The sequence below is a fragment of the Paraburkholderia sp. Ac-20340 genome (assembly GCF_017104965.1).
Classification (GTDB): Bacteria; Pseudomonadota; Gammaproteobacteria; order Burkholderiales; family Burkholderiaceae; genus Paraburkholderia.
The window spans coordinates 509,380-531,030 of sequence record NZ_JAAGPR010000001.1 but is presented as its reverse complement, the minus strand read 5'-3'; the positions used below and the strand labels follow the sequence as shown (position 1 = coordinate 531,030).

Here is a 21,651-nt window from a genome sequence, read left to right as displayed (position 1 = left end):
GCCGATCGATGTCGATCGCATCGTCGACCGAGCGACCGATGATGCGACAAAGACTGCCAGGCTGGCTTACTGATTATTTCCGCGCTCAGGCCGCGGCCTGCATCTGCGCGAGATGCCGCAGCAGTTTGGTCACCATGACGGAGACGACGAGCGAGAGAATCACGAAAAATATCGCGAGCGGCGTCAAGGTCTGCACGGACACGAACCCGGCCAGACCCATCATCGCCGATGAAACCAGCAGCAGCGCGCAGCCCAGAATGGCGCTGGTCAGCCCGGCAATGTGCGGAAACAGCGAATTGCCTTTGGCCATCAGCGTGGGATACATCGCGCCAGCGCACAGACCCATCACCAGAACGGGCACGGCGAGCGTCCAGACCTTCAGGCCGACCGTGAGCGCGAGCACCAGCATGGCGATCGCCGCGCCGGCCATCACGCGCGTGCCGATGCGCAGGCGCTGCTCCGGCGTCGGCAGGCGCGGGCCGTGCAGGCGGTTCGACAGCCCGCCCAGAAAGTACATCATGCCGATGCCCAGTGCGAGGTAGCCGAAAAAGGTCGGCGGTTTGTGGAGCGTGTTTTGCACCATAAAGGGGCCGACGATGTTGAAAACGAGCAGGATGCTGTAGCAAAGTCCCTGGGCGAGAAAGCAGCTTTGAAACACCGGGCTCGACAGCACCTTGCCAGCGTTGTGCATCAGCGTGCGCGGTTCCAGGTGCACGGGCTGGCGCAGGGTTTCGCGGTAGCGCCACAAAAACACCCACATCACGACCGAACAGGCGAGCAGGAAAACGAGGCACGCCTGCCAGCCGAACCACGTCTGCAGATGCGCGCCGATCACCGGCGCGACGATCGGCGCAAGGCCCCACGCGATCGACATATAGGTGAAGGCGTGCATCAGCGCCAGGCCGGTAAAGGAATCGGTGATGATGGCTTTTGCCAGCAGATTGGTGGTGGCGATCCCGAAGCCCTGCAGGCAGCGGGCCGCGAGAAACAGGCCAATATTGGGCGCGGCGAGCGACAGCACGCAGCCGATCGTGTAGATCACGAGGCCGCCGGCCAGCACGCGCTTGCGCCCGTAGGCGTCGGCGATCGGGCCGAAAATCAGCTGGCCGAGCGCGTAGGCCGCCATATAGCCGGACACGCTGGACTGGATGGCCTGCGACGAGGTGGAGAAGTAATGCGCCATTGCGGGGAGCGCGGGCACATAAACGTCGATGGCGAACTGGCCGGCCGAGGCGAAGAGGCAGATCAGGATCAGCAGGAAACGCGGGGAATTCGATGCGCGCGCCAGACCCTCGGCGCGGTCGATGCTTTCGTGGCTCATGAGTACGTCGAAGTTACGATTTCGGCGCACATACTAGCATCGCGTTGCGGCCCGTTCCCCAATATCGGCCTGCCCGCAAGGGACAACTGAAGAAAAACAAATATCAGGGCACGGTCCTTGCTCTTAATTTTTGCTGGCGGCGCTCGTTAACCAAGGCAAGACCCAACAGGGCATGGCCGCCGCGAGGGCAATAGCGCTCCCCACTCCGGGGAACGGGACTCAATCGTTGGCTGATATTCGCTTCACGGGGAGCAAACAGGCATGGAACGCAATTACGACTACATGGGCTATGCGATTCGCGTCAGCACGGATTCTATTTCGGAGCCTGTGCTCAGACAAATGCGGATGAGCGACAGCGGTTATATCGCCATGGTTTCGATTTTCAAGCCGGACAGCGCGACGCCCTGCTTTCCCGACATGCGCCTGATGGATCTCGGCGACCGCTGGTTCAGGACGGAAGTCGATGCGTTGATGCGCGGTTATAGCGTGGGGCGTCGCATTGTCGAAGAGGCGCTGGGAAAGCGGGCGGCTGCCTGACGGTCGGTGCGTCCGCCAGAGGACTTTTTCGTATCCTCATGAGTCTCCTTAAAAAGGATGACTGATTAACTGCGCCGTTGAAGTGCGTGTTTTTTGTCGGGCAGCAGCGGTTTACGCGGGCATGGGTTCGGCCGATCGAGACACGCGGCGCGCGAACAGTTCGCGGATTTCCGCTTCGATGGAACCTTCGAAGATGAAGACGATGCGCGAGGTTGTATCGCCTGCTTCGTGCGCGTCGAGATACGTTTCCGGGTACAGATACTGTTGTACGCCGTGAATGACGATGGGCTTCGGCGACTCTTTTACGTTGAGAATGCCCTTGGTGCGCAGCAATTTTTCGCCATGCCGCCGCGCGAGTTGCTGCAGGAACGCCGTCACGTCGGGCCAGGAAAGCGGCTCGTCCACGCGCAGCGCGAGCGTGGAAACCGAATCGTGCGGCGCCTGCCCTTCGCGCCCGAAACCCTTCGTGGGTTTTTCCCAGCACACATCGGGCAGATGGCGCACGACCGCATAACGTTCGTGATCGAAAATCGCCTGCATGACCGCATCCAGATTCTGCGAATCCAGAATCCGCGCGCCGGGATTCAGCGCTTCCAGTACCGCTCTCATCACCTCGAACCTGCCGGACAGATCCGTCTTGGTCACGATGAGCTTGTCGGCGACGCCGATCTGCCGATGGCGCTCCGGCCGGTCGCGCGATGCATCGAGCGGCAGCACGCTGTCGACGGTCGCCAGCACGGTCTGCAGGCGGAACGCAGCGTTCAACGTTTCGTCCGCCAGCAGATGGCGCAGCATCGGCACCGGATCGGCGAGACCGGTGGTTTCGACCACGATGCGATCGAACGCCGGCAACTCGCCGCTGGCCGCCCGGCGGCGCAGCGACTTCAGCGTTTCCGACAGGTCGGTTTTCATGTTGCAGCACACGCAGCCGCTTTTGAGCAGATAGGTGTCGTCGTCCGGACGGCCGACCAGCAGATGATCGAGGCCGATTTCGCCAATCTCGTTGATGACGACGGCGGTGCGCTGCATGCGCGGGTCGGCGAGCAGGCGGCTGAGCAAGGTCGTTTTGCCGCTGCCCAGAAAGCCCGTCAGCAAGGTGACGGGAACGCGATTGGCGAACATGTTCGTGTGCTCCAGACGATCGGTGGCCCTAATCAGGCTTGCCAGGCTTCGTTGCGTTCGAACACGCGCTGCCCCTGCAGCACGGTGGTCAGCACCTGCGTGCCAGCGATCTGCTCCGGCGACGCCTCGAAAAGGTTGCGATCGAGCACGATGAAAGTCGCGTCCTTGCCGGGTTCGAGACTGCCGCACTGCGCGCTGCGGCCCACGGCAATCGCGCCGTTGAGCGTGAGCATGCGCACGCCCACCGACAAGGGCACGCTTTCGTCGCCGTGTTCGAGCATGCCCGCCAGCGCCGGGAAGAGGTTCGGCGTGGGCGGCAGCAGCCAGTCCGATCCCACTGTCATGGTCGCGCCATGCGCGTGCAAGGTGCGAAAGTCATAGGCGCGGCCCAGCGCTTCCTGATACTCGGGGATGTGCCAGATCGCCGGCGACATTTCGGCGATCACGCCGAGTTCGGCAAAGCGTTCGCGGTCGGCGTTCGAAACGTAGTGCGCGTGCGCGATATCGTGCATCTGGCCCGGCTTGCGTTCGACGCTGCTGGCGCGCTCGTAGTTATCGAGCCCGATACGCACCGAACCGTAACCGGTGCAGTGCGACTTCACGATCATGCCGTCCGCCGTCCACGCCCTGATCTTCGCGCTCAGTTCGTCGGAATCGAGCAGCAGGTTGTAGGTGATGGGCACATCGGTGTGCGGATCGAGCGGCACGTGGCTGAAGGTGGGCGCCATCGAGGTGCCGTCCAGCGCGACCTTGATCGCGTTCACGTTGACGCGCTTGCCCGCGTACTGCGCGCGTTCGGCAATCACACGCTCCTGTTCGTCGCGTTCGCATTGCGCGAGGATCAGCGAACCCCAGGGGATATGGCAGGTCAGGTTCAGGTTGAGATTGCCGGCATCGTCGAGGCACTTCGCCGCCGCCAGAAACGGCCGGTTCGCCGAGGCCTCCTGCACCGACGTAATCCCATAAGCGTTGCAGATAGCCGCGGCTTTGTGCAGCGCGAGCGCGTTCTCCTGCGCCGTGAATTCCGGCGCCACCATGTAGAGCGGCGCCCACGCCTGCTCGCGCAGCACGCCGGTAGGTTCGCCGCTCACTGCGTCCTTGACGACGGTGCCGCGCGGTGTGCTCGGCGTGTCGCGATCGATGCCCGCCGCCGCCAGCGCCAGGCTGTTGGCCATGACGTTGTGATACGAAAAATCGTGGATGACGATGGGCACGCCCGGCAGCACGTCGTCCAGCCATTGCCGCGTCAGCACATCGGCGGTGAACACCAGCGGGTTATAGACGCTGCCGAACAGCCAGCCGCGATCCGCATGCTTATGCCCGTGGTTGTCGCCGCGTTTGTCCCCGCGTTTGTGCCAGTAAGCGCGCAGTTGGGCGGCGAGTTCGTCCAGCGTCTGCGGATCGTCGAGCTGACACGAATGTTCCAGTTGCCGGCGCGCGGCCCAGATCAGGTGCGAATGCGCATCGTGGATGCCGGGCATGACCATGCGCCCGGCAAGATCGATCGTCTGCGCGTTACCCGCCGCCTTGAGCACCTCCGCGCTGCTGCCGATCGCGAGAATCTTGCCGTCCCGCACATGGATGGCTTCGGCCCATGGCTGGTCGTCGTTCACCGTGTACACCCGGGCATTGTGGTAGATCGTGTCTGACATTGACTGGCACCTGCAAGGTTGCGAGACATGGCGCAGACCGCCATGCGGTTAAGGCATCGGCATGCGCGTTCGAGCAATTCCAGAACACGACGTCGATGACGAGATGGGCTCAATCGCAAAACGCCGGTGAAATAGCGGCGAAAACCGCGCGCTATCGGCGCGGCTAAATGGCTAGAACGTCGACACGGTCGCTCAGAAACCCTGTTGCACGATCCAGTCCGCCGTTATGTCGACGGCCTTGCGCATCGTTGCGACCAGTTCGTCGATCTGCGCATGCGTCATCACCAGCGGCGGCGCCACGATCAGGCGGCCATTGGTCGAGCGCACGATCGCGCCCTGCTCGAACGCCACCGAGCGGCTATGCCAGGTGATATCGGCTTCATTGGCGTAACGCTCGCGCGTGCTCTTGTCCTTGACGAACTGGATCGCCGCGACCGCCCCGCCGCCCTGGATTTCGCCGATCAGCGGATGATCCGCGAAGGTTTCTCCGAGCAGCTTTTGCAGGTAAGGACCGGTATCCGTTTTCGTGCGCTCGACCAGTTGCTCGTTCTGCAGCACGTCCAGATTGGCCAGCGCGACTGCTGCGGCAAGCGGGTGCCCCGAATACGTCAGGCCGTGCGCGAAGACGCCGCCCTTCTCGACCAGCGCTTCGCCGATGCGGCGGCTCATGATCAGGCCGCCCATCGGCACATAGCCGGACGTCAAGCCCTTGGCGACGCAGATCAGATCGGGCGTGAAGCCGAAATAGCGATGCGCGAACCATTCGCCGGTGCGGCCAAAACCGCCGATCACTTCGTCGGCGCACAGCAGCACGTCGTACTGACGGCAGATGCGCTCGATTTCCTGCCAGTAGCCCTTGGGCGGGAAAATCATGCCGCCCGCGCCCTGGAACGGCTCCGCAACGAAAGCGCCGACGTTATCCGCGCCCAGTTCCAGAATCTTGCGTTCGAGCGATTGCGCGGCTTTCAGACCGAACGCTTCGGGCGTGAGATCGCCGCCGTTGGCGAACCAGTACGGCTCGTCCACGTGGGTGACGTTCGGGATCGGCAGATCGCCCATTTCGTGCATGAAACTCATGCCGCCCAGCGACGCGCTGCCGACCGTCGATCCGTGATAACCATTGACGCGGCCAATCAGGATTTTCTTGTTCGGCTTGCCGACGACGTCCCAGAAACGGCGCACGGTGCGGATCAGCACTTCGTTCGACTCGGAACCCGAGTTCGTATAGACGACGTGGCTGAACGGATCGCCCAGCAGACCGAACAGCCGCTCCGACAACTCGATGACCGAAGGATGCGTCGTATGGAAGAACATGTTGTAGTACGACAGTTCCTTCATCTGGCGCGCGGCGGCTTCGATCAGTTCGGGACGGCCATAGCCCACGTTCGTGCACCACAGACCCGACATGCCATCGAGATAGCGGTTGCCATCGGAATCCCAGAGATGACTGCCCTCGCCGCGCACCATCACGCGCGGGCCTTCGGCATTGAGCGCCTTCTGGTCGACGAACGCGTGGATGTGGTGCGCCGCGTCGGCGCGCTGGAAATCACGGGTCGTACGAAGCCCGGCCTGGGGAGCGTTCATAAAGCATCCTGAAGTGTTGTGATGGAAATCGCGCGAAGCCCGCAGCCGCACCGAACCATGGCCCGCCTGCAAGACTGTCTCCTTGAATGCTGATAAGTTTTTACGTCTAAAATATTTTTGTCAATTAAATATTTGTTCGACGCAAGCCCCTCCCTTATCCTTACGCTTCAGGAAACTTTGCAGAGGGACCGATGAGCGGTCTGCGAGAAAGACAGAAGCAGGAACGCCGGGCGTTGATTGCCGGCGCGGCGCTTGCGGAATTCAAGTCGAACGGTTTTGCCGCGACGACGGTCGAGAACATCGCCAATGCAGCAGGCGTTTCCCCGCCGACCGTGGTGAACTACTTCGGCAGCAAACAGGGCGTGCTGCTCGCGCTGCTCCAGGAACCGGATCATCGTTCGATCGAGGAATCCAGCCTGCGTGTGCGCGATTTCACCAACCCGGTCGATGCCCTGTGCGATCTCGAAATGACGGTCACGGGCAATCAGGTCAAGTCGATTCCCGCCTCGCTCTGGCGCGAGATCATCCCGATCTGGCTCAACGGCGATGCGCCCGAGGTGTTCCGTGCGTGGAACGATGCGGTCGTGGCGGGCGCGCAGGTGCTGCTCAAGCACTTCTGCGCGAATGGCGTCCTACGTAAGGATCTCGATGTCGAACTGGTCGCGCGCATGATCAACGACTGGGCGAACATCGCGTTTGTCCGCCTCGCTGCGCAGGACGAGCCGGATATGGCCGCGCATGGCGAGTACATGCGCAAGGTGTTCACGGTTCTGTGCGAAGGGATTGCGCGCTAAGCGGATCAAGCGTGCCTTCGCTTGGGGCTCAGCGCGCCGGAACACCGGCGAAGGTTGGATTTTGAGGATGTTGCTATAACGGTCTTCCCGTGCGATCAGCACGCATGCCGATGGCGCTCGTGGACAGAAAAACCGCTTGCCGCATTACGCATGTTTCTGGGACGCGACGCGGCATCACACGGCACTAAGCCGCGCTTTCCATCCGCGCATCGAACTCGGCGCGCGCGGCCTCGACGGCGTCCATATTGCGCAGCGTCCAGCCATACAGCGCCTTGAACGGCGCCTGCAACGAACGCCCGAGCGGCGTGATCTCATACTCGACCGCAACCGGCGACACCGGAATCACGCGGCGCGAGACCAGCCCATTGCGCTCCAGCCGACGCAGACATTGCGTGAGCGCCTTTTGCGTCACGCCTTCCAGATGGCGCTTGATGGCATTGAAGCGCATCGGGCCGCCATCGAGCACGGTCAGGATCATCATCGACCACTTGTCGGCGATCTGGTCGAACAGCAACCGGCTCGGACAATTCACAGAAAAATGCTCTCGGCAGTCGGGCATGGTTTCCTCAAAGATACCTGGGCGAAACAAAGTGCGTTATTGACGTCTGGTATCCAGAATATACCATTCGGGTTGCGGCTGAATTTCACGAAATTCCGCTGGATTTCAGCCAATTCCACTCGATACAACCCGATCCAACCCGATTCAATCGACACGGAGCCCACTTTTCCATGCCGTCGTTTTCGACCGATATCCTGTTTCAACCGTTCACGGTTGGCTCGCTGACCTTGCCGAACCGCATCGTCATGGCGCCGATGACGCGCTCGTTCGCGCCTGAAGGCATCCCCGGCGCGCACAACTCCGCCTACTATCGCCGACGCGCGGAAGGCGGCGTGGGCCTGATCCTTTCCGAGGGCACGGTTGTGAACCGCCCGGCCTCGCGCAACGATCCCGGCATTCCGTTCTTCCACGGCGACGAAGCGCTGTCGGGCTGGAAGCACGTGATCGACGAAGTGCATGCAGCGGGCGGCAAGATGGGTCCGCAGCTCTGGCACACGGGCGCGGTCAAGAGCTTCATGAGCGACTGGACGCCCGATGCGCCGGTCGAAAGCCCGTCGGGTTTCGATGCGCCTGGCGTGGAACGCGGCGTCGCGATGGCCGATGCCGATATCGCCGATACCATCGCCGCTTTCGCCCAGGCGGCCGCCGACGCCAAACGGCTCGGCTTCGACACGATCGAACTGCACGGCGCGCACGGCTATCTGATCGACCAGTTTTTCTGGGCCGGCAGCAATCAGCGTGACGATCGTTATGGCGGCCCGAGCATCGGCGAGCGTGCGCGCTTTGCGGCGGAAATCGTGGCGGCCGTGCGGGCGGCGGTCGGGCCGGATTTCCCGATCGTCATTCGCGTGAGCCAGTGGAAGCAGCAGGATTACAAGGCGCGCCTCGCGCATACGCCGCGGGAAATGGCGCAGTGGCTCGAGCCGCTCGTCGAGGCCGGTGCGAACGTGCTGCATTGCTCGCAGCGCCGCTTCTGGGAGCCGGAGTTTCCTGAAGTCGACGGTGAATCCGGGCTGAATTTTGCAGGCTGGGCGAAGAAGCTGACCGGCGCGGCGACGATCAGCGTGGGCTCGGTTGGGCTTTCCGGCGATTTTATGGCGGCGTTTGGCGGGGAAACGTCGAAGAGCGTTGGCCTCGATCGTTTGCTCGAACGCATGGAGCGCGATGAGTTCGATCTGATCGCTGTGGGCCGCGCGCTGATCAGCGATTCGCACTGGGTCGCGAAAGTGCGGGATGGGGATGTTGATGGGTTGAAGGGGTTTGAGCCTGGGGCGCTGAGGGAATTGGTTTAAAGGCCAGTTTGGGGCGTGAGTGGGGGCGCCGTACAGTTCAGCGAAGCTTTGCACCCTAACCTATGCCTCTGCGCCAAACCAGATTGAGCAGGTCCAGTATCGGGCACGGAACGCAGTTCGGTTTCGTGCCCGATACTTCGATTTCAGCTCACTCTGGCAAAGCACAGTTTTCTCTGCGTGAAACTCAACCTGCCTGCGCTGGTACGCGAGGGGGCGCCGGCTGCTGGACCTGTGTACCCATCTGTCCGGAGTCGCCCTTTAACAACGTGCGCGGCAACACGAAGCCGGTGAAGATGCGTTGAGTGAACGGGTTATTGGCCTTCTCGGCCGTAATGCGGTAGCGCATTGCACCACCGTCTTCGGCCGTGAAACTCAGATCCACGCTATTGGCTGTCGCACCATTCAACCGCGCGCGGCTGACAAGCCGGAATACCGACCACGCGCCCTGGTAGACGAGACTGCTGCTGTTGCCGCTTCCGTTTACAAGCGTGATGCGGCTTTCGGTACTGCTGCCCAGGCTGTTTGGCCAGATCAGGCTCACACTCGCACTCGGACCGTGGTCGTACGGAATCAGTTGTCCTTCCACACCCAGCAGGCTGCTGCGACGGTTCGGCGTCAGGCCGAGCGGCTCGACGTTGAACTGCACACCGAGCGCGCCTCGATTGTTGAAAAACGCATCGCGGATACGGCCAGCCGCCTCGAGCTGGGTCATCACGTCGGTACGCACGAGATATCCGCCACGACGTTCGGAGTACAGCGCGTCGAGATTGTCCTCCAGGAATACCTTGAGATACTTGTCGCGGAATTGCTGCAGCCTGCCTTGCGGCCCGAAGAATGCTTCAAAGTCCTCTAGCGATGCATCGGTGCGGCTTGCCGGGTCGAAGGGATATCGACCGGACAGATGAGTGTTGTAGAAACTATAGACGTCGGTGTCCCAACGCCGCTCAAGTTCGCGCAGCGCCTCGACCAACAAAACCTGCGAGGACTGATCTGCGATCGACTTGACTTGCTGGTTGAGCGGTTCGGGCAAACCAGCCGCAATACGTTGCAGGTTCGTGATGGGATCGGGTCCTTTGAGGGCGAAGCGGTCGAGCACGACAGTCAGCGCTGCTTTGCCGCGGTCCGGGCTGTCCTGAACGGATTTCACCACGTCACGCACGCTGGCGATGCCCGCCATCAGTTCATCGAGGTAGGCTGGCTTGCTACCGTTGACCGTCAGCAAGCCGGTGAGCGATGCAAACGGCCGACCGATGTCTGCTGCCTGGCTACGGTCGACATCACTGGGTTCTGTGACACTTTTGGTCTTCGATTCCGTGTCTTGCGCATAGAGGATTGTGTTATCCCGCGTTGTTTCCAGCAGACGCCGGATGGGAGCAGCAGGGCTGGTGAGGCTTTCCAGTACGCTCGCCGCCTGACCGATATCATTGAAATCCACGATATCGAGCTGCTTGAGCGCACGGCGCCAGGTGCCGACGTAATCGGCGCTGTAGATAGCGCGTACTCGCTCGCCCAATGCCTGTTCGTCGGCGTTCGAGTAATCGATACGATTGCGTTCGCCAAGCGTCCACTGGTCAATCATGGCTAGCTCAGTGAGATTGTGGCTGCGCGGCCCGAAATAATCTCGAAAGCCCCGTGCCGTCAGCAGTGCGGGAATGAGCGTTCCGGGTGCGGTGCCTGCGTTTGCCGCATCGTCAGGCTGAGCCGTAGTCTGCACGACGGGCTTGTACACGATGTCAAATGCCGGTCCAATCTCCTGGCGGAGATCGAGCGGTGCATGCAGCATCTCTTGCGCCTGCTGTTGCATCGTCAGATAGACGCGCTGAGGCATTGGAAACTGCCGCAACTGCTGCTGCAGTTCGCTGACGCGCGCGCTGTACTGCGGCAGACTCGTGTCGGCATACTTCATTGCATAGTCGAGGTGGCGCATCAGCGCCTTTTGGGTCGCGCCATCATCCGGCATCGCGGTTTGCCAATATCGCGACATCCAGTCTTCGACGATCGGTGCACGTCGGTTGGCCTTATCTTCGATCATGCGATACACGCGCAATGCATCGAGTTGCGCGCTACTGTTGGCAGCGGCAGCATTAAGCGTATCCATGACGCCGCCGGCCAGTTCGGGCAAGAAACGCCGTGACAGCAATTGCAGGTAGGCCTCGTCCACCTTGGGGCCGATTCTGCGTCCCTGGTACAGGCCCATGTTGGCCAGCACTGGCCACGCTGAGCGGTAGTCGCCATACACGGAGACGGCCTTACGGATCTGATCCAGCGGCTGCAGCAGATTGCGGCCTGTTGGATCAATACGGCCATCGATATCTCGCGCACTGAATTCGCGGCTTTTGGTTAGCACGCTCAATGCCATGTCGCGATTGACGACGAAATAGTGATGCCAGCCGCCGATGATCACGAGACTGCCGAGCGCCGCGACACCACAGCCTACGAGCATGCTGCGCCGCTTGTCGGCGAGTACTTTCAGGTTATCGCCTGCAAGCCCGGCTTCAGGATAAATCACCTTCTGAAACAGCTGCTGTGCGAAATAGACGGAGCCTCGCCCGGCTGGCTGGGCACGTGAGAGCGGTGCATCGACGCGATAGGACTGCGCTGCGGCCGAGACGAAAGCATTGGCCATCAGACCTTGCTGATAGACCGAGGAGAAATAGACACCGCGTGGCAGCGCGGGAGTGGCATAGCGATCGCTGGCTAGAACGTCTGCAAGAAACGCGAAGAGGACCGGCCGTATGCCGTCGAACTCACGCACGAGCGAGAAAAGACCTTCGCGTTGTTCCAAGGTTGCCAATTCGCCTAGTGCGTCGAAAATCTGTTCATTGAGCCGCGAAATGAAGGTGTCGTAGCGGTCGCCCAGTTCCTTCTGCCACGCATTGAAGTGCTGAGCGGAGTCGAGCGAGAAAGTAAAGCCGAGAATGTCCTCGCGTGCAGCACGTGGTAACCGCGAGAAGAATGCATCGAATCCTTCGAGCTGATCGATCTTGCTCAGCACGACATAGACCGGGGGCCGGGTGCCTAGCCGACGACTAAGTTCTGTAAGGCGGGCACGCAGCACAATCGCCAGCGCCTTACGATCGCTCGGCTTCTGGTTGATCAGCGTGACAAGATCGATCACCAGCACAATGCCATTCAATGGCCGTCGGCTGCGGTTGCGCCCGAGCCAATCGACCAGGTTTTCCCATAGGCGCCCTTGCGTACCCGGCGGCGGCACATACAGCGCGTCAGCCGCTCCGTTTGCCTTCGCGCTCTCGTCTGCGCCCTCGGATACGTTCTCGACTTGTGCATCCGCTGCCTGCGGCTTCACCAGATCGGACTGGCTGATGATTTCGCCCGGTGGATCGATCAGGACGGCCTGGTCACCGATCCACCAGTCAATCGCCCAGGTCAGATAGGGATCGCGGGACGCTGGCTGACTCGCCGCCTTCGCGACGCCGGTGACAGAAAACTGCTGGCCAGAACGGTTGATCAAGCTCGTCTTGCCAGCACCTTCCTGGCCGAGCACCAGATACCATGGAAGCTGATAGAGTGCGTTGCGCCCTGTCAGGTTGGCCTGCAGCGTTGCGAGACTACGGTCGAGCGAACGCTCCTGCGCCTGCACGTAGTGAAGTCTTTCGTCCTGCTTCAGTTCTATTTCGCGTTCCCGCTCGGCTTCGAGTTTCTGGTTTCGGCTACGCAATTTCAACAGCCAGATAACGAGCGGGACAAGGAGCACCACGAGCGTTAGCAACACTCGCGCTGCAAGACCTGCCAGCGGATGGCCCGCGCGCCATACCCACTGCGGCCCGAGCCACCAGATGGCGACGAGGACAAATACAAGCCCAAGTAACAGCAGCGCTGGCACTGCGCCGCGGAAATGCTTCCGTAGGGTGGCACCGCACCGCGTAATAATCGACTTAAACCTCATCATCATGATCCTTCCTGCCCCTTCCTTCCGTGTTCAAGGACTACTGATGGCGGCAACTGCTTTGCCAGGTGGCCGAAAAGATCCGGCTCCCATTGCTCTGCGAGCGTGCCCCGCATGGTGCGTGCGACGTTGGCATACAGGTCGGCGGCCAGAAATGACAACCCACGCGAGGCAAGCACGTCGGCAGCAATGACGGTAACGTGACAGCGCTGGCGTGGGGTACGAAACGCCGTTTGCATATCCTGTAGCCGCTTGAGCACGACCTCTATGCCTTCCCGATCGAGTTGCATGACGAGCTCGTCACGCAGACTCGTGTATTCCTGAACCGCGTCAACCGGGCTTTGCTCCTGAGCGACCCCGCTGAGCCACTGCAATGTTTCCTCGTCAACAAAGGGCCGTCCGTCGCTGAAACACAGTTTGGCCACCATTGGCATGCGTCGGACGAACCTGGCCGCGGCGTGACGAATCGCGTCTGCCACCTCCTTCATCTCCAGCCGATCGGCGATGCCGGCTGCCAGATAACTGCCTCTTATCCAGTAAGGCGAGCCAGCTACGCTTTTTTCAACACGCTGCAGCAGCACAGGCGTCACCGCGTTTCGTCCCAACGCTTCCTGATAGCCATCCACGATGTCGACGGGCACACCGGCCAGCTCGGTGCACTGCTCTCGTCGCGCGGGTGGCGCGGCACGCAGATGTCCCCAAAGTGCGAAACGACGCAACAGATACCCGGTTGGATCATAGGCATCCTGAACATTGACGAAGTCGGAAACTGTGAGCAGGGAGCGACGATTTTCGCGTTCCTCGCCAAGGCGGAGCGCACCGCCCCCACTGAAAAACTCTTCGCTGATCCCCGTGGCGGACTGACGGCTCGAGCCCAAAGGGCGAACGCTTTCCGGTTCGGGTGTACGTGCCGCATCCACGCTCTGATTCAGCCTGAGTTCCAGCGTTTCCAATGGCGCCGGGTCGAGCTGCGCAGTCGTGCACGCAGCCACTAAACTGGCAAGTGCCTGTTGCGCCTGCGTCTGCAGATCTTTCGCGAAGGCTTGCGGATCGAGCGCACCTTGCGCTTCAGTGAGTCGGCCGAGCAGCATGGCGACCAGCTTGCGCCGGGCGGTGTGTCCACTCGGACCAGGCCGGGGGAAACCGCTTTCCCAGTAGGACTGCACCATACCAGCCAGTAGCCCGAGCGCATCCACCCATGCCAGCCAGCTTTCCTCACGTAGGCAAGCCGTCATCAGGTGGCCTGCCACGCGGAAATGCTTGCACTACTGGGTCAGATAGGCCCTCGCAGTGGTGTCGATGAGCGTCCAGTCAATGCCTGCTTCATGCAGCCCACCGAGTTTGATCATCTCCAGGTCCATGATCTGGAAATGCTCGTCGTTCTCATCAAAATGACCGGCTGGATGGAGCGCCTCCACGGGCTCCAGCAAATGCGTCAGGTCAAGGGGGCGATATCCACTCACCAGTGACAAGCCTCGCGTTCCTGATCGATCAAATTCTTGAGCCCGGTCGCATCGAACTCACGTCCGTCCAGCGACGCATTGCTACTCTCGATCTTCAGGCGAGCACCATTGCCGATGCGGCGCAGCAATTCGATAGCGACCAGCCCTCTTCCGGAATCGACGACGTTACCGCTTTCCAGCACCTGCCATGTGGTGGCATCAGAGATTGCACGACCATCCATCGCAAGACTCACACGAATGCGATTGTCCAACAGCAGTTCCGGGCTAAGCAGTTGCAGCCGAGTGATGCCCGACTTACAACTAATCGCGAGCCAGGGCCCCTGCGGACTGTCGCCGGCTCCCAACGCTGGCGCCGAAATGACGATCTGCGACTGGTCTGGGCCGCCGTCGGGCGAGCGCGACATCAGGAACTGATAGCTTTCTTTCTGTCGCGTTGACTCGTTGCGCCGGACCAGATCAGCAATAGCCGGTTGCGCGATGGCCTCGGGACTCGATGCGGCTGTAACCACCGACGTACCCGACGCAGTAGCTGCTGCTGTTGCCGACGGTCTGGCAAGTCCAGCTGGCGTGCCCGCCACGGTATCAAAGCACGCAAGACGTTGCATGGGCGACACGATAGCTGTGCAGGCTGATATAGGGGGCGTTACCGCAGGCGTCTCCTGTCGCGGATGACATCCTGAAACAAGCAACATCATAATCAGCAATCCTGATAAACAAGATAACCTCATGAGGCATTAATCTCCTGATCCAGCTTCCACTTCTGGCACTTTCTGGCCAATGTTCGTTTGGGGATACCAAGACTTTCGGCAGCACGCGTGCGTGATCCATCCGAGAGTTTGAGACGTCGTCTGATCAGTATCCGCTCGAAGGCATCCATTGCTGCTGGTAGATGATCCATCGAGAGGAGATCCTGCAGACCCGTCTCCGCTTCTGCTGGCGCGGCGACGAGCTCGTGGCTGATCATCAGACGACGCACAATGTCGAGTCCGATTACCCCGTTGCGTCCAGCATGCTCGGCTGCGGCCATGACGAGATTGCGCAGCTCACGCACGTTGCCCATAAACGGCCGCTGCTTCAACCATGCTGTCGCCCGCGGATCGAACCCAGTAACGTTGCACTGCCGCTCCCGGTTGTACTGAAGCAGCGTATGACCAGCCAGCGCTGGGATGTCTTCAGCGCGTTCTCGCAGTGGCGGAAGCGCGAGCGTCATCTGGCGAATGCGGAAGTACAGATCCTCACGAAAGCGACCCTCCCGGATCAACTGGGGTAACGGCTGGTGCGTCGCGCAGATTAGTCGGAAGTTTGATTCGCGCTCGCGAGTAGCACCAACCGGGCGATACCGTTTTTCGTTGAGCACGCGAAGGAGCGTCGCCTGAAGCATTACAGGCATATCACCGATTTCATCGAGGAAAAGCGTGCCACCGTCGGCCTCAGCAACCAGACCGTTGCGCGATTGCGTTGCGCCGGTAAAAGCACCTTTAACGCTGCCGAAAAGCTCGGCCTCGATGAGTTCGGCAGAAATGGCCGCACAGTTCACCGGGACGAACTGGCCGCGCCTCGATGAGGCCTGATGAATCAGCCAGGCCACATGGTCTTTGCCGGAACCGGTTTCTCCGGTAATCAACGTTGACAGGCTGGAATCGGCCAGCCTGAGCATGTCTTCGCGGATACGCTTCGCAGCAGCGCTGTCGCCAACGAATCCTGAAGCAAGCAAACGCGTGGCGCGGCTGTGCCCCTGTTCGACTTCGAGCTTGTGCCGGACCGTGCGCTCATAACGCGACGTCCCCGCTTCGTCGAGTTCGCCGCACAGCCGGGCAAAGAGCCGCTCATGCGTGTCGATCAGCAGTCCCCACACAGTGTTGCCACGCCATGCATCCAGTATGTCTGCCGATGCAACCACGACGAGGACGCCCAGTGCCTGCTGTCGAGCGTTGCGTAACGGAAGTGCCAGAAGAGCGTGGCGCGCAGGAAGCTGTTCGCGAAGCAACTCGAAGCTCGCTCCAACTGCCACCAGTTTGCCGATGTCCGCGATCTGACAGGGCTTGCCCTCCAGCAGACTGTAGACGAGTGGATTTTCCAGCTCGTCCATTTCTATATCTGGCCAGCCCTCGAGCGAGGTTGTGGTGGCCGCCAGAGGGGTTAAACACTTGCCGGTCACGTCCGACCTGTAGCAGAACGCAGCCGCCAGTCCAGCATTGTCGCGTGCTGCCAGCAGAAAGCCACGGGTCATCGTGTCGAGCCGGGTCGCGGACACGAGCGTTAGCCCGATCGCTGCTACCGCGTGCGCGTCTATCACGTTCGCCATCAATGTAGATCCGCAGAGAACGCACGCCCATCCCACGCGAGCGACGCACCGGAAAATGGCTCGCCCGAGGCAATACGCTTGAGCACGGCCAGAGAAAGTGGCGGCAGCAATTCGCCATCGATGCTCGCGTCAAGCATGCGCGCACCATTCTCGTGGCGAGTGCAGCGCGTACGTAACTCGGTTCGCACGCGGTCGTCTACCGTCAGATTGGCCTTGTAGCGTTGCGAGAACTGGGCCTTCAACCGGTTCAGACGCGAATCGACGATTTCGGCGAGCACCTTTTCATCTAGATAGCGGTACGGCACGACCTGCATACGAGCGAGGAGTGCTGGCTTGAAGAACTTCATCAAACGCGCGCGCAACGCGTCTTCGCCGAGATCGCTGAGTGACTCGTCCTGTTGATCGAAGCCAAGATTGGAAGTCAGCATAAACAGGACGTTTTTGCAGTCGATCAGACGACCTTCACCATCGGCAACTTCGCCCTTATCGAATGCCTGATAGAAAATGTTGAGGACTTCCGGATGCGCTTTCTCAACCTCGTCGAGCAGTACCACCGAATATGGCCGTTGGCGGATGGCTTCGGTCAGTATGCCGCCCTCGCCATAGCCTACGTATCCGGGCGGCGCGCCTAGCAGGCGCGAGACGGTGTGTTTTTCCTGATACTCAGACATATTGATCGTTGTCAGGAACTGCTGACCGCCGAACAGTGCATCGGCGAGTGCGAGCGCTGTTTCCGTTTTTCCCACGCCGCTCGGTCCGACGAGCAAAAAGGCGCCGAGCGGCGTGCCGGGCCTGCGTAGATCCGCCATCGCAGTCAACAGGTGCCGATAGAGGCGATCAAGCGCTGTATCCTGTCCCTTCACCCGTCTGCGCAGCGTTTCAGGTAGCGACTCGAGCCGCTCCATGCGGTCGCTGTTGATTGATGCAGCGGGAATGCCGGTCCAGTCGGCGATGACTTGTGCGATCTGTTCGTGTCCCACGTCGGCATGCAGCAGCGCACCGTCGCGCTGGAGTGTGGCGAGTTGCTCAACGGCTTGCGCGACTTTGATACACGTGTTTTCGCCAGCATCGGCACCGTCCGCATTCCCACTGGGTTCTTCCATGCCCTGACGGAGCGAAAGGATTTCGTCGACCAGCGTGCGCTGCTTGCGCCACGCGTCGTGCAGTCGGGCGGCGCGATCATCCCCATCGCTGCGCAGATCGACAAGCGCCTTGATCCGGCGCGTGTCTACGGTGCGTCCCGCACGTTGATCACGTTGCAGATGGTCGATTTCGGCTTCGACCTGCAGCTTCTCGTGCTCAAGCGCCGCTAGCTGTCGCGGCGGCTCAGCCAATGCGGTGGCCACCCGGGCACAGGCAGTATCCAGTACGTCGATCGCCTTGTCGGGCAACTGTCTTCCGGAGAGGTAGCGCGCCGAGAGTGCGACCGCCGCGTGGATTGCGTCATCGCCGATGTAGACCTGATGCGCCTGTTCATAGAGTGCTCGCAACCCGCGCAAAATATGCGTTGCCTGGGTCTCGTCAGGCTGTTCCAGCTTGACCAGCTGGAAGCGCCGCGAAAGTGCCGGGTCCTTTTCGAAGTATTTTTTGTACTCTGACCATGTCGTGGCAGCGACCATGCGTACGTCACCGCGCGCCAGTTCGGGCTTCAGCAGGTTCGCTGCATCGCTGCCGCCGGTGGCGTTGCCTGCGCCTATCAGTGTATGCGCCTCATCCACGAAAAGAATGACCGGCTGCGTAGACGCCCTAACTTCGTCGATCACCGCTTTCAGCCGCTTTTCGAACTCACCTTTTACCGCGGCACCCGCCTGCAATGCCCCGAGATCGAGGCCCCACAGCGCTACCTGCCTCAATGGTTCGGGCACTCGCCCCTGCGCAATTCGCAAAGCCAGGCCCTCGACGACCGCACTCTTACCGACCCCCGCGTCTCCCACAACGATCGGATTGTTCTTGCGCCGCCGCGACAGGATGTCGATCATCAGATCGATTTCCCTATCCCTGCACAACACCGGATCGATGCGGCCCGCACGCGCCTGGGCCGTGAAATCATGACCGAATTTCGCCAATGCGGTGTCGGCAGTATCGGCTTGAGATGCTGGATTCGATGCTGCCCCGTCAGGTGTTTCGATCGAGTTGGCCAGTAACGCCGCAAATTGCTTGCGCAAGGTTTCGCGGTTGACGGTATCGAACCGATGAACTGCTGCGAGCGGCAGGTAACGCGCGGCATTCAGCAATGCCGCGAGGAGCAATGTCCCACTCCGGATACCGCTCTGCCCGAGCTCTGCGGAACCAATCAGCCACGCTTCCTGAAGCAACTCCACCAGCAATGGCGAAAACGCTGGATATTGCCCGCTACTCTCGTCCTGCACCGAAAATGCTGTCGCCAGAGCTTGACGAACTGCATCGACATCCAGACCGGATCGTCCGAGGACGATGCGAAGATCATTTTCTGGTGTGTCCAGCAGTTTGAAGAGTACGTGGGAAACGGTCACTTCTGCGCCACGCTGACTGATGCATAGACTCGCCGCCTCCTCAAGTCCATGCCTACAAATAGGATTCAGTTTTCCTACGATAGCGGCCAAGTCAATTCTGATCATATCGTCAGTATCTATCTGTTATTTCACGGCTTCCATCCAGGACCATGAGAGTTTGTTGTGTTAGCAACGTACTGTTCTCATGTGACGGGCATTGCTCCATGTATTCGAGTTTTTCGTCATTCCCCAAAAGGGGTTAAAAAAACATTTAACGGACTTTCATGACATAAGAGCATTCTTAAATTTGAGGCATAAGAGCGATACCTTTGTGCTAACAGAGATGATCGAAATAATACTCAACGTCGGCTACCAAAATACCGTTAGGATCGTCGTCTGATTTTTCTGTGTTGCCTATTCGATCGTTTGCGCGGTTTCATGATCTCGACCACACCAGCACGCTTTGGCATGTGGAATCAGCCGGGTTAGATGGATGACAGTCGTGCTGTGACGAAACCATGTCTCGTATGCAGGTCGTTTCCGATATTCATAAGGAGTCTGAACGTATGGCCAAGAAAGCGACTTCCGTTGCGCCTCAGGAGCGCATCAATATCAAATATGTTCCCGCTACGGGTGACGAGCAGGCGGAAATCGAACTCCCTCTGAAACTCCTTGTGACAGGCAATTTCAAGGGGCATGAGGAAGCTACGCCACTGGAGGAACGTCAGGCGGTCCGCATCGACAAGGACACGTTCGATGACGTCATGGCCAAGGCTGAGCTCAATCTCAAGCTGGATGTGCCTGCAAAACTGGCAGTAAACGGCGAGGACGACACGCTCGCAGTCGACCTGAAATTCCGGTCGATGAGTGACTTTGCGCCCGACGCGATTGCACGGCAGGTGCCGGAACTTCGCAAGCTGCTGGATCTGCGCGAAGCGCTCGTTGCGCTTAAAGGTCCGCTAGGTAACGTACCCGCGTTTCGCAAACAGCTTCAGGCGCTGCTCGCCGACGATCAAGCTCGCGCGCAACTCGCCAGTGAACTCAATCTTGTCCTGGACCCTACGCAGAAGCACTGATCGACGCCAGTCATGGCGTCTGCTCTACCCCACTTTCAATTGCTCGTGTTGACCTAAGGATCATCGCCCAATGAATCAGCAGGAAAGCCCCATTGCAGAGCAGGATCAACCCGCCAGTGGTTCTGGCGTTGCGTCCACTGGCCTGATCGAACAGATCATGGCGCAGACCCATATCGAACCTGGCCACGAAGGTTACGCGGTGGCAGAGCGCGGCGTTGCCGCCTTCATCGCAGAAATGCTGAAGTCAGGCGAACAGGAGCAGCCTGTCAACAAGCTCCTCGTCGATCAGATGATCGCCGAGATCGATCGCAAGCTCAGCCTGCAGATGGACGACATCCTGCATCACCCGGCGTTGCAGGAACTCGAGTCGGCATGGCGCGGCCTCAACCTTCTCGTTAGCCGCACCGATTTCCGCGAGAACAACCGGATCGAAATGCTGCATGTCACCCAGAGCGAACTGCTGGATGACTTCGAAGGTTCGGCAGATATTACCCGCAGCGGGCTGTACAAACATGTGTACACGTCTGGCTACGGCCAGTTCGGCGGTGAGCCGGTTGCAGCCATTGTTGGCAATTACACCTTCGGTCCTTCCGCCGCCGACATGAAGCTGCTTGGCTATCTGGCGTCGGTAGGCGCCATGGCGCATGCGCCTTTCATTGCAGCGGCGGGCGCCGAGTTCTTCAACCTGCAAAGTTTCGAGGATCTGCCGAATCTCAAGGAAGTCCGGGATATCTTCGAAGGCCCGCGCTTTGCGAAGTGGCGCAGCCTGCGTGAGTCCGAGGATGCACGCTACCTGGGATTGACCATGCCGCGCTTCTTGCTGCGCCAACCTTACGATCCGCTCGAAAATCCGATCCGAAGCTTTGACTATCGCGAATCGATCGACGGCAAGCACCGCAACTATCTCTGGGGCAATACTGCGTGGCTTATGGCTACCCGTATCACCGAGAGTTTCGCGCGCTATCGCTGGTGTCCGAACATCATTGGCCCGCAGTCAGGCGGTGCAGTCGATGATCTGCCAGTGCATTTATACGAATCGCTCGGGCAGCTACAGGCCAAGATTCCGACTGAAGTGCTTATCTCCGACCGCAAGGAATTCGAGCTTGCCGAGGAAGGCTTCATTCCGCTGACCATGCGCAAAGACAGCGACAACGCTGCTTTTTTCTCGGCCAATTCGATCCAGAAGCCGAAGCTTTTTGCCAAAACGACTGAAGGGCAACAGGCGCAGACCAACTACAAGCTGGGCACCCAGTTGCCGTACATGTTCATCATCAATCGCCTGGCGCACTACATCAAGGTGTTGCAGCGCGAGCAGATCGGCAGCTGGAAGGAGCGTCAGGATCTCGAGCGAGAGCTCAACAAGTGGCTCAAGCAATACATTGCCGACCAGGAGAATCCTTCATCCGACGTACGGAGCCGCCGTCCCCTGCGCGCCGCGCATGTCGAGGTTCAGGAGGTAAATGGCAATCCTGGCTGGTATCAGGTTTCGATGGCCGTGCGCCCGCACTTCAAATATATGGGCGCTAATTTCGAACTCTCTCTCGTCGGCCGTCTCGACCGGGAATAAG

Annotated in this window: 15 protein-coding genes and 1 pseudogene; 5 read left to right on the top strand and 11 right to left on the bottom strand. The window is 60.2% G+C overall.

Going from position 1 to position 21,651, the window contains the following annotated elements:
- Positions 1-85 precede the first annotated feature (85 nt).
- On the bottom strand, positions 86-1,321 hold the full coding sequence (locus tag G3N59_RS02510; protein WP_205980940.1) for a multidrug effflux MFS transporter: 1,236 nt from the start codon (positions 1,319-1,321) through the stop codon (positions 86-88).
- Positions 1,322-1,582: 261 nt separating this feature from the next.
- Here G3N59_RS02510 and G3N59_RS02505 point away from each other — a divergent pair, with 261 nt between their 5' ends.
- A complete protein-coding gene (locus tag G3N59_RS02505) occupies positions 1,583-1,858 on the top strand; it encodes a hypothetical protein (RefSeq protein WP_205980939.1) in 276 nt (91 codons plus the stop codon).
- Between the two features lie 111 nt (positions 1,859-1,969).
- Here the strand turns inward: G3N59_RS02505 and G3N59_RS02500 are convergent, their stop codons facing one another.
- The 3 genes from G3N59_RS02500 to G3N59_RS02490 all read right to left on the bottom strand — a co-directional run bounded on the left by G3N59_RS02500 (position 1,970) and on the right by G3N59_RS02490 (position 6,216).
- Positions 1,970-2,980: a GTP-binding protein gene (locus G3N59_RS02500; protein ID WP_205980938.1), complete on the bottom strand. Its 1,011-nt coding sequence runs from the start codon at positions 2,978-2,980 to the stop codon at positions 1,970-1,972.
- Positions 2,981-3,012: 32 nt separating this feature from the next.
- Positions 3,013-4,632 (bottom strand): amidohydrolase, encoded by a 1,620-nt coding sequence (locus G3N59_RS02495; protein ID WP_205980937.1) that lies wholly within the window; start codon positions 4,630-4,632, stop codon positions 3,013-3,015.
- 192 nt (positions 4,633-4,824) lie between these two features.
- On the bottom strand, positions 4,825-6,216 hold the full coding sequence (locus tag G3N59_RS02490; RefSeq protein ID WP_205980936.1) for an aspartate aminotransferase family protein: 1,392 nt from the start codon (positions 6,214-6,216) through the stop codon (positions 4,825-4,827).
- Positions 6,217-6,407: 191 nt separating this feature from the next.
- Between G3N59_RS02490 and G3N59_RS02485 the strand changes: the two genes are divergently transcribed.
- On the top strand, positions 6,408-7,010 hold the full coding sequence (locus G3N59_RS02485) for a TetR/AcrR family transcriptional regulator (RefSeq protein WP_205980935.1): 603 nt from the start codon (positions 6,408-6,410) through the stop codon (positions 7,008-7,010).
- A gap of 184 nt (positions 7,011-7,194) precedes the next feature.
- Here G3N59_RS02485 and G3N59_RS02480 read toward each other — a convergent pair whose 3' ends face one another.
- Positions 7,195-7,569, bottom strand: a complete 375-nt coding sequence (locus G3N59_RS02480; RefSeq protein ID WP_205980934.1) for a helix-turn-helix domain-containing protein — start codon at positions 7,567-7,569, stop codon at positions 7,195-7,197.
- A gap of 170 nt (positions 7,570-7,739) precedes the next feature.
- On the opposite strand from G3N59_RS02480, the gene G3N59_RS02475 reads away from it, so the two are divergent.
- On the top strand, positions 7,740-8,861 hold the full coding sequence (locus tag G3N59_RS02475) for an NADH:flavin oxidoreductase (RefSeq protein ID WP_205980933.1): 1,122 nt from the start codon (positions 7,740-7,742) through the stop codon (positions 8,859-8,861).
- Positions 8,862-9,045: 184 nt separating this feature from the next.
- Here G3N59_RS02475 and tssM read toward each other — a convergent pair whose 3' ends face one another.
- The 6 genes and pseudogenes from tssM to tssH form a co-directional block, all read right to left on the bottom strand.
- Positions 9,046-12,774 (bottom strand): type VI secretion system membrane subunit TssM, encoded by a 3,729-nt coding sequence (gene tssM, locus G3N59_RS02470; protein ID WP_205980932.1) that lies wholly within the window; start codon positions 12,772-12,774, stop codon positions 9,046-9,048.
- Positions 12,771-14,021, bottom strand: a pseudogene (tssA, locus tag G3N59_RS02465) (type VI secretion system protein TssA); the annotation flags it as partial. The gene tssM and the pseudogene tssA, both read right to left, overlap by 4 nt.
- A 12-nt stretch (positions 14,022-14,033) precedes the next feature.
- Positions 14,034-14,240, bottom strand: a complete 207-nt coding sequence (locus G3N59_RS02460; protein ID WP_205980930.1) for a hypothetical protein — start codon at positions 14,238-14,240, stop codon at positions 14,034-14,036.
- Positions 14,228-14,836, bottom strand: coding sequence for a type VI secretion system-associated protein TagO (locus G3N59_RS02455; protein ID WP_205980929.1), 609 nt, complete (start codon positions 14,834-14,836; stop codon positions 14,228-14,230). Before G3N59_RS02455 ends, G3N59_RS02460 begins: the two co-directional genes overlap by 13 nt.
- Before the next feature lie 119 nt (positions 14,837-14,955).
- Positions 14,956-16,461, bottom strand: a complete 1,506-nt coding sequence (locus G3N59_RS02450; RefSeq protein WP_205980928.1) for a sigma-54 dependent transcriptional regulator — start codon at positions 16,459-16,461, stop codon at positions 14,956-14,958.
- Positions 16,462-16,535: 74 nt separating this feature from the next.
- Entirely contained in the window at positions 16,536-19,133 is a 2,598-nt protein-coding gene (tssH, locus tag G3N59_RS02445) for a type VI secretion system ATPase TssH (protein ID WP_205980927.1), read from the bottom strand.
- 440 nt (positions 19,134-19,573) lie between these two features.
- On the opposite strand from tssH, the gene tssB reads away from it, so the two are divergent.
- Both tssB and tssC read left to right on the top strand, forming a co-directional pair.
- On the top strand, positions 19,574-20,083 hold the full coding sequence (gene tssB / locus G3N59_RS02440; RefSeq protein WP_205980926.1) for a type VI secretion system contractile sheath small subunit: 510 nt from the start codon (positions 19,574-19,576) through the stop codon (positions 20,081-20,083).
- A 70-nt stretch (positions 20,084-20,153) separates the two neighbouring features.
- The gene (gene tssC, locus G3N59_RS02435; protein ID WP_205980925.1) at positions 20,154-21,650 is read left to right on the top strand and encodes a type VI secretion system contractile sheath large subunit; all 1,497 of its coding nucleotides are present in this window, start codon (positions 20,154-20,156) and stop codon (positions 21,648-21,650) included.
- Position 21,651 lies beyond the last annotated feature (1 nt).

Bases quoted from the DNA above. Each gene is read 5' to 3' on its own strand.
- G3N59_RS02450 (WP_205980928.1), bottom strand. From the start codon at position 16,461: ATGACCCGTGGCTTTCTGCTGGCAGCACGCGACAATGCTGGACTGGCG.
- tssM (WP_205980932.1), bottom strand. From the start codon at position 12,774: ATGATGATGAGGTTTAAGTCGATTATTACGCGGTGCGGTGCCACCCTA.
- G3N59_RS02480 (WP_205980934.1), bottom strand. From the start codon at position 7,569: ATGCCCGACTGCCGAGAGCATTTTTCTGTGAATTGTCCGAGCCGGTTG.
- G3N59_RS02475 (WP_205980933.1), top strand. From the start codon at position 7,740: ATGCCGTCGTTTTCGACCGATATCCTGTTTCAACCGTTCACGGTTGGC.
- G3N59_RS02495 (WP_205980937.1), bottom strand. From the start codon at position 4,632: ATGTCAGACACGATCTACCACAATGCCCGGGTGTACACGGTGAACGAC.
- tssH (WP_205980927.1), bottom strand. From the start codon at position 19,133: ATGATCAGAATTGACTTGGCCGCTATCGTAGGAAAACTGAATCCTATT.
- G3N59_RS02455 (WP_205980929.1), bottom strand. From the start codon at position 14,836: ATGCAACGTCTTGCGTGCTTTGATACCGTGGCGGGCACGCCAGCTGGA.
- G3N59_RS02490 (WP_205980936.1), bottom strand. From the start codon at position 6,216: ATGAACGCTCCCCAGGCCGGGCTTCGTACGACCCGTGATTTCCAGCGC.
- G3N59_RS02510 (WP_205980940.1), bottom strand. From the start codon at position 1,321: ATGAGCCACGAAAGCATCGACCGCGCCGAGGGTCTGGCGCGCGCATCG.
- G3N59_RS02485 (WP_205980935.1), top strand. From the start codon at position 6,408: ATGAGCGGTCTGCGAGAAAGACAGAAGCAGGAACGCCGGGCGTTGATT.
- G3N59_RS02505 (WP_205980939.1), top strand. From the start codon at position 1,583: ATGGAACGCAATTACGACTACATGGGCTATGCGATTCGCGTCAGCACG.
- G3N59_RS02500 (WP_205980938.1), bottom strand. From the start codon at position 2,980: ATGTTCGCCAATCGCGTTCCCGTCACCTTGCTGACGGGCTTTCTGGGC.
- tssC (WP_205980925.1), top strand. From the start codon at position 20,154: ATGAATCAGCAGGAAAGCCCCATTGCAGAGCAGGATCAACCCGCCAGT.
- tssB (WP_205980926.1), top strand. From the start codon at position 19,574: ATGGCCAAGAAAGCGACTTCCGTTGCGCCTCAGGAGCGCATCAATATC.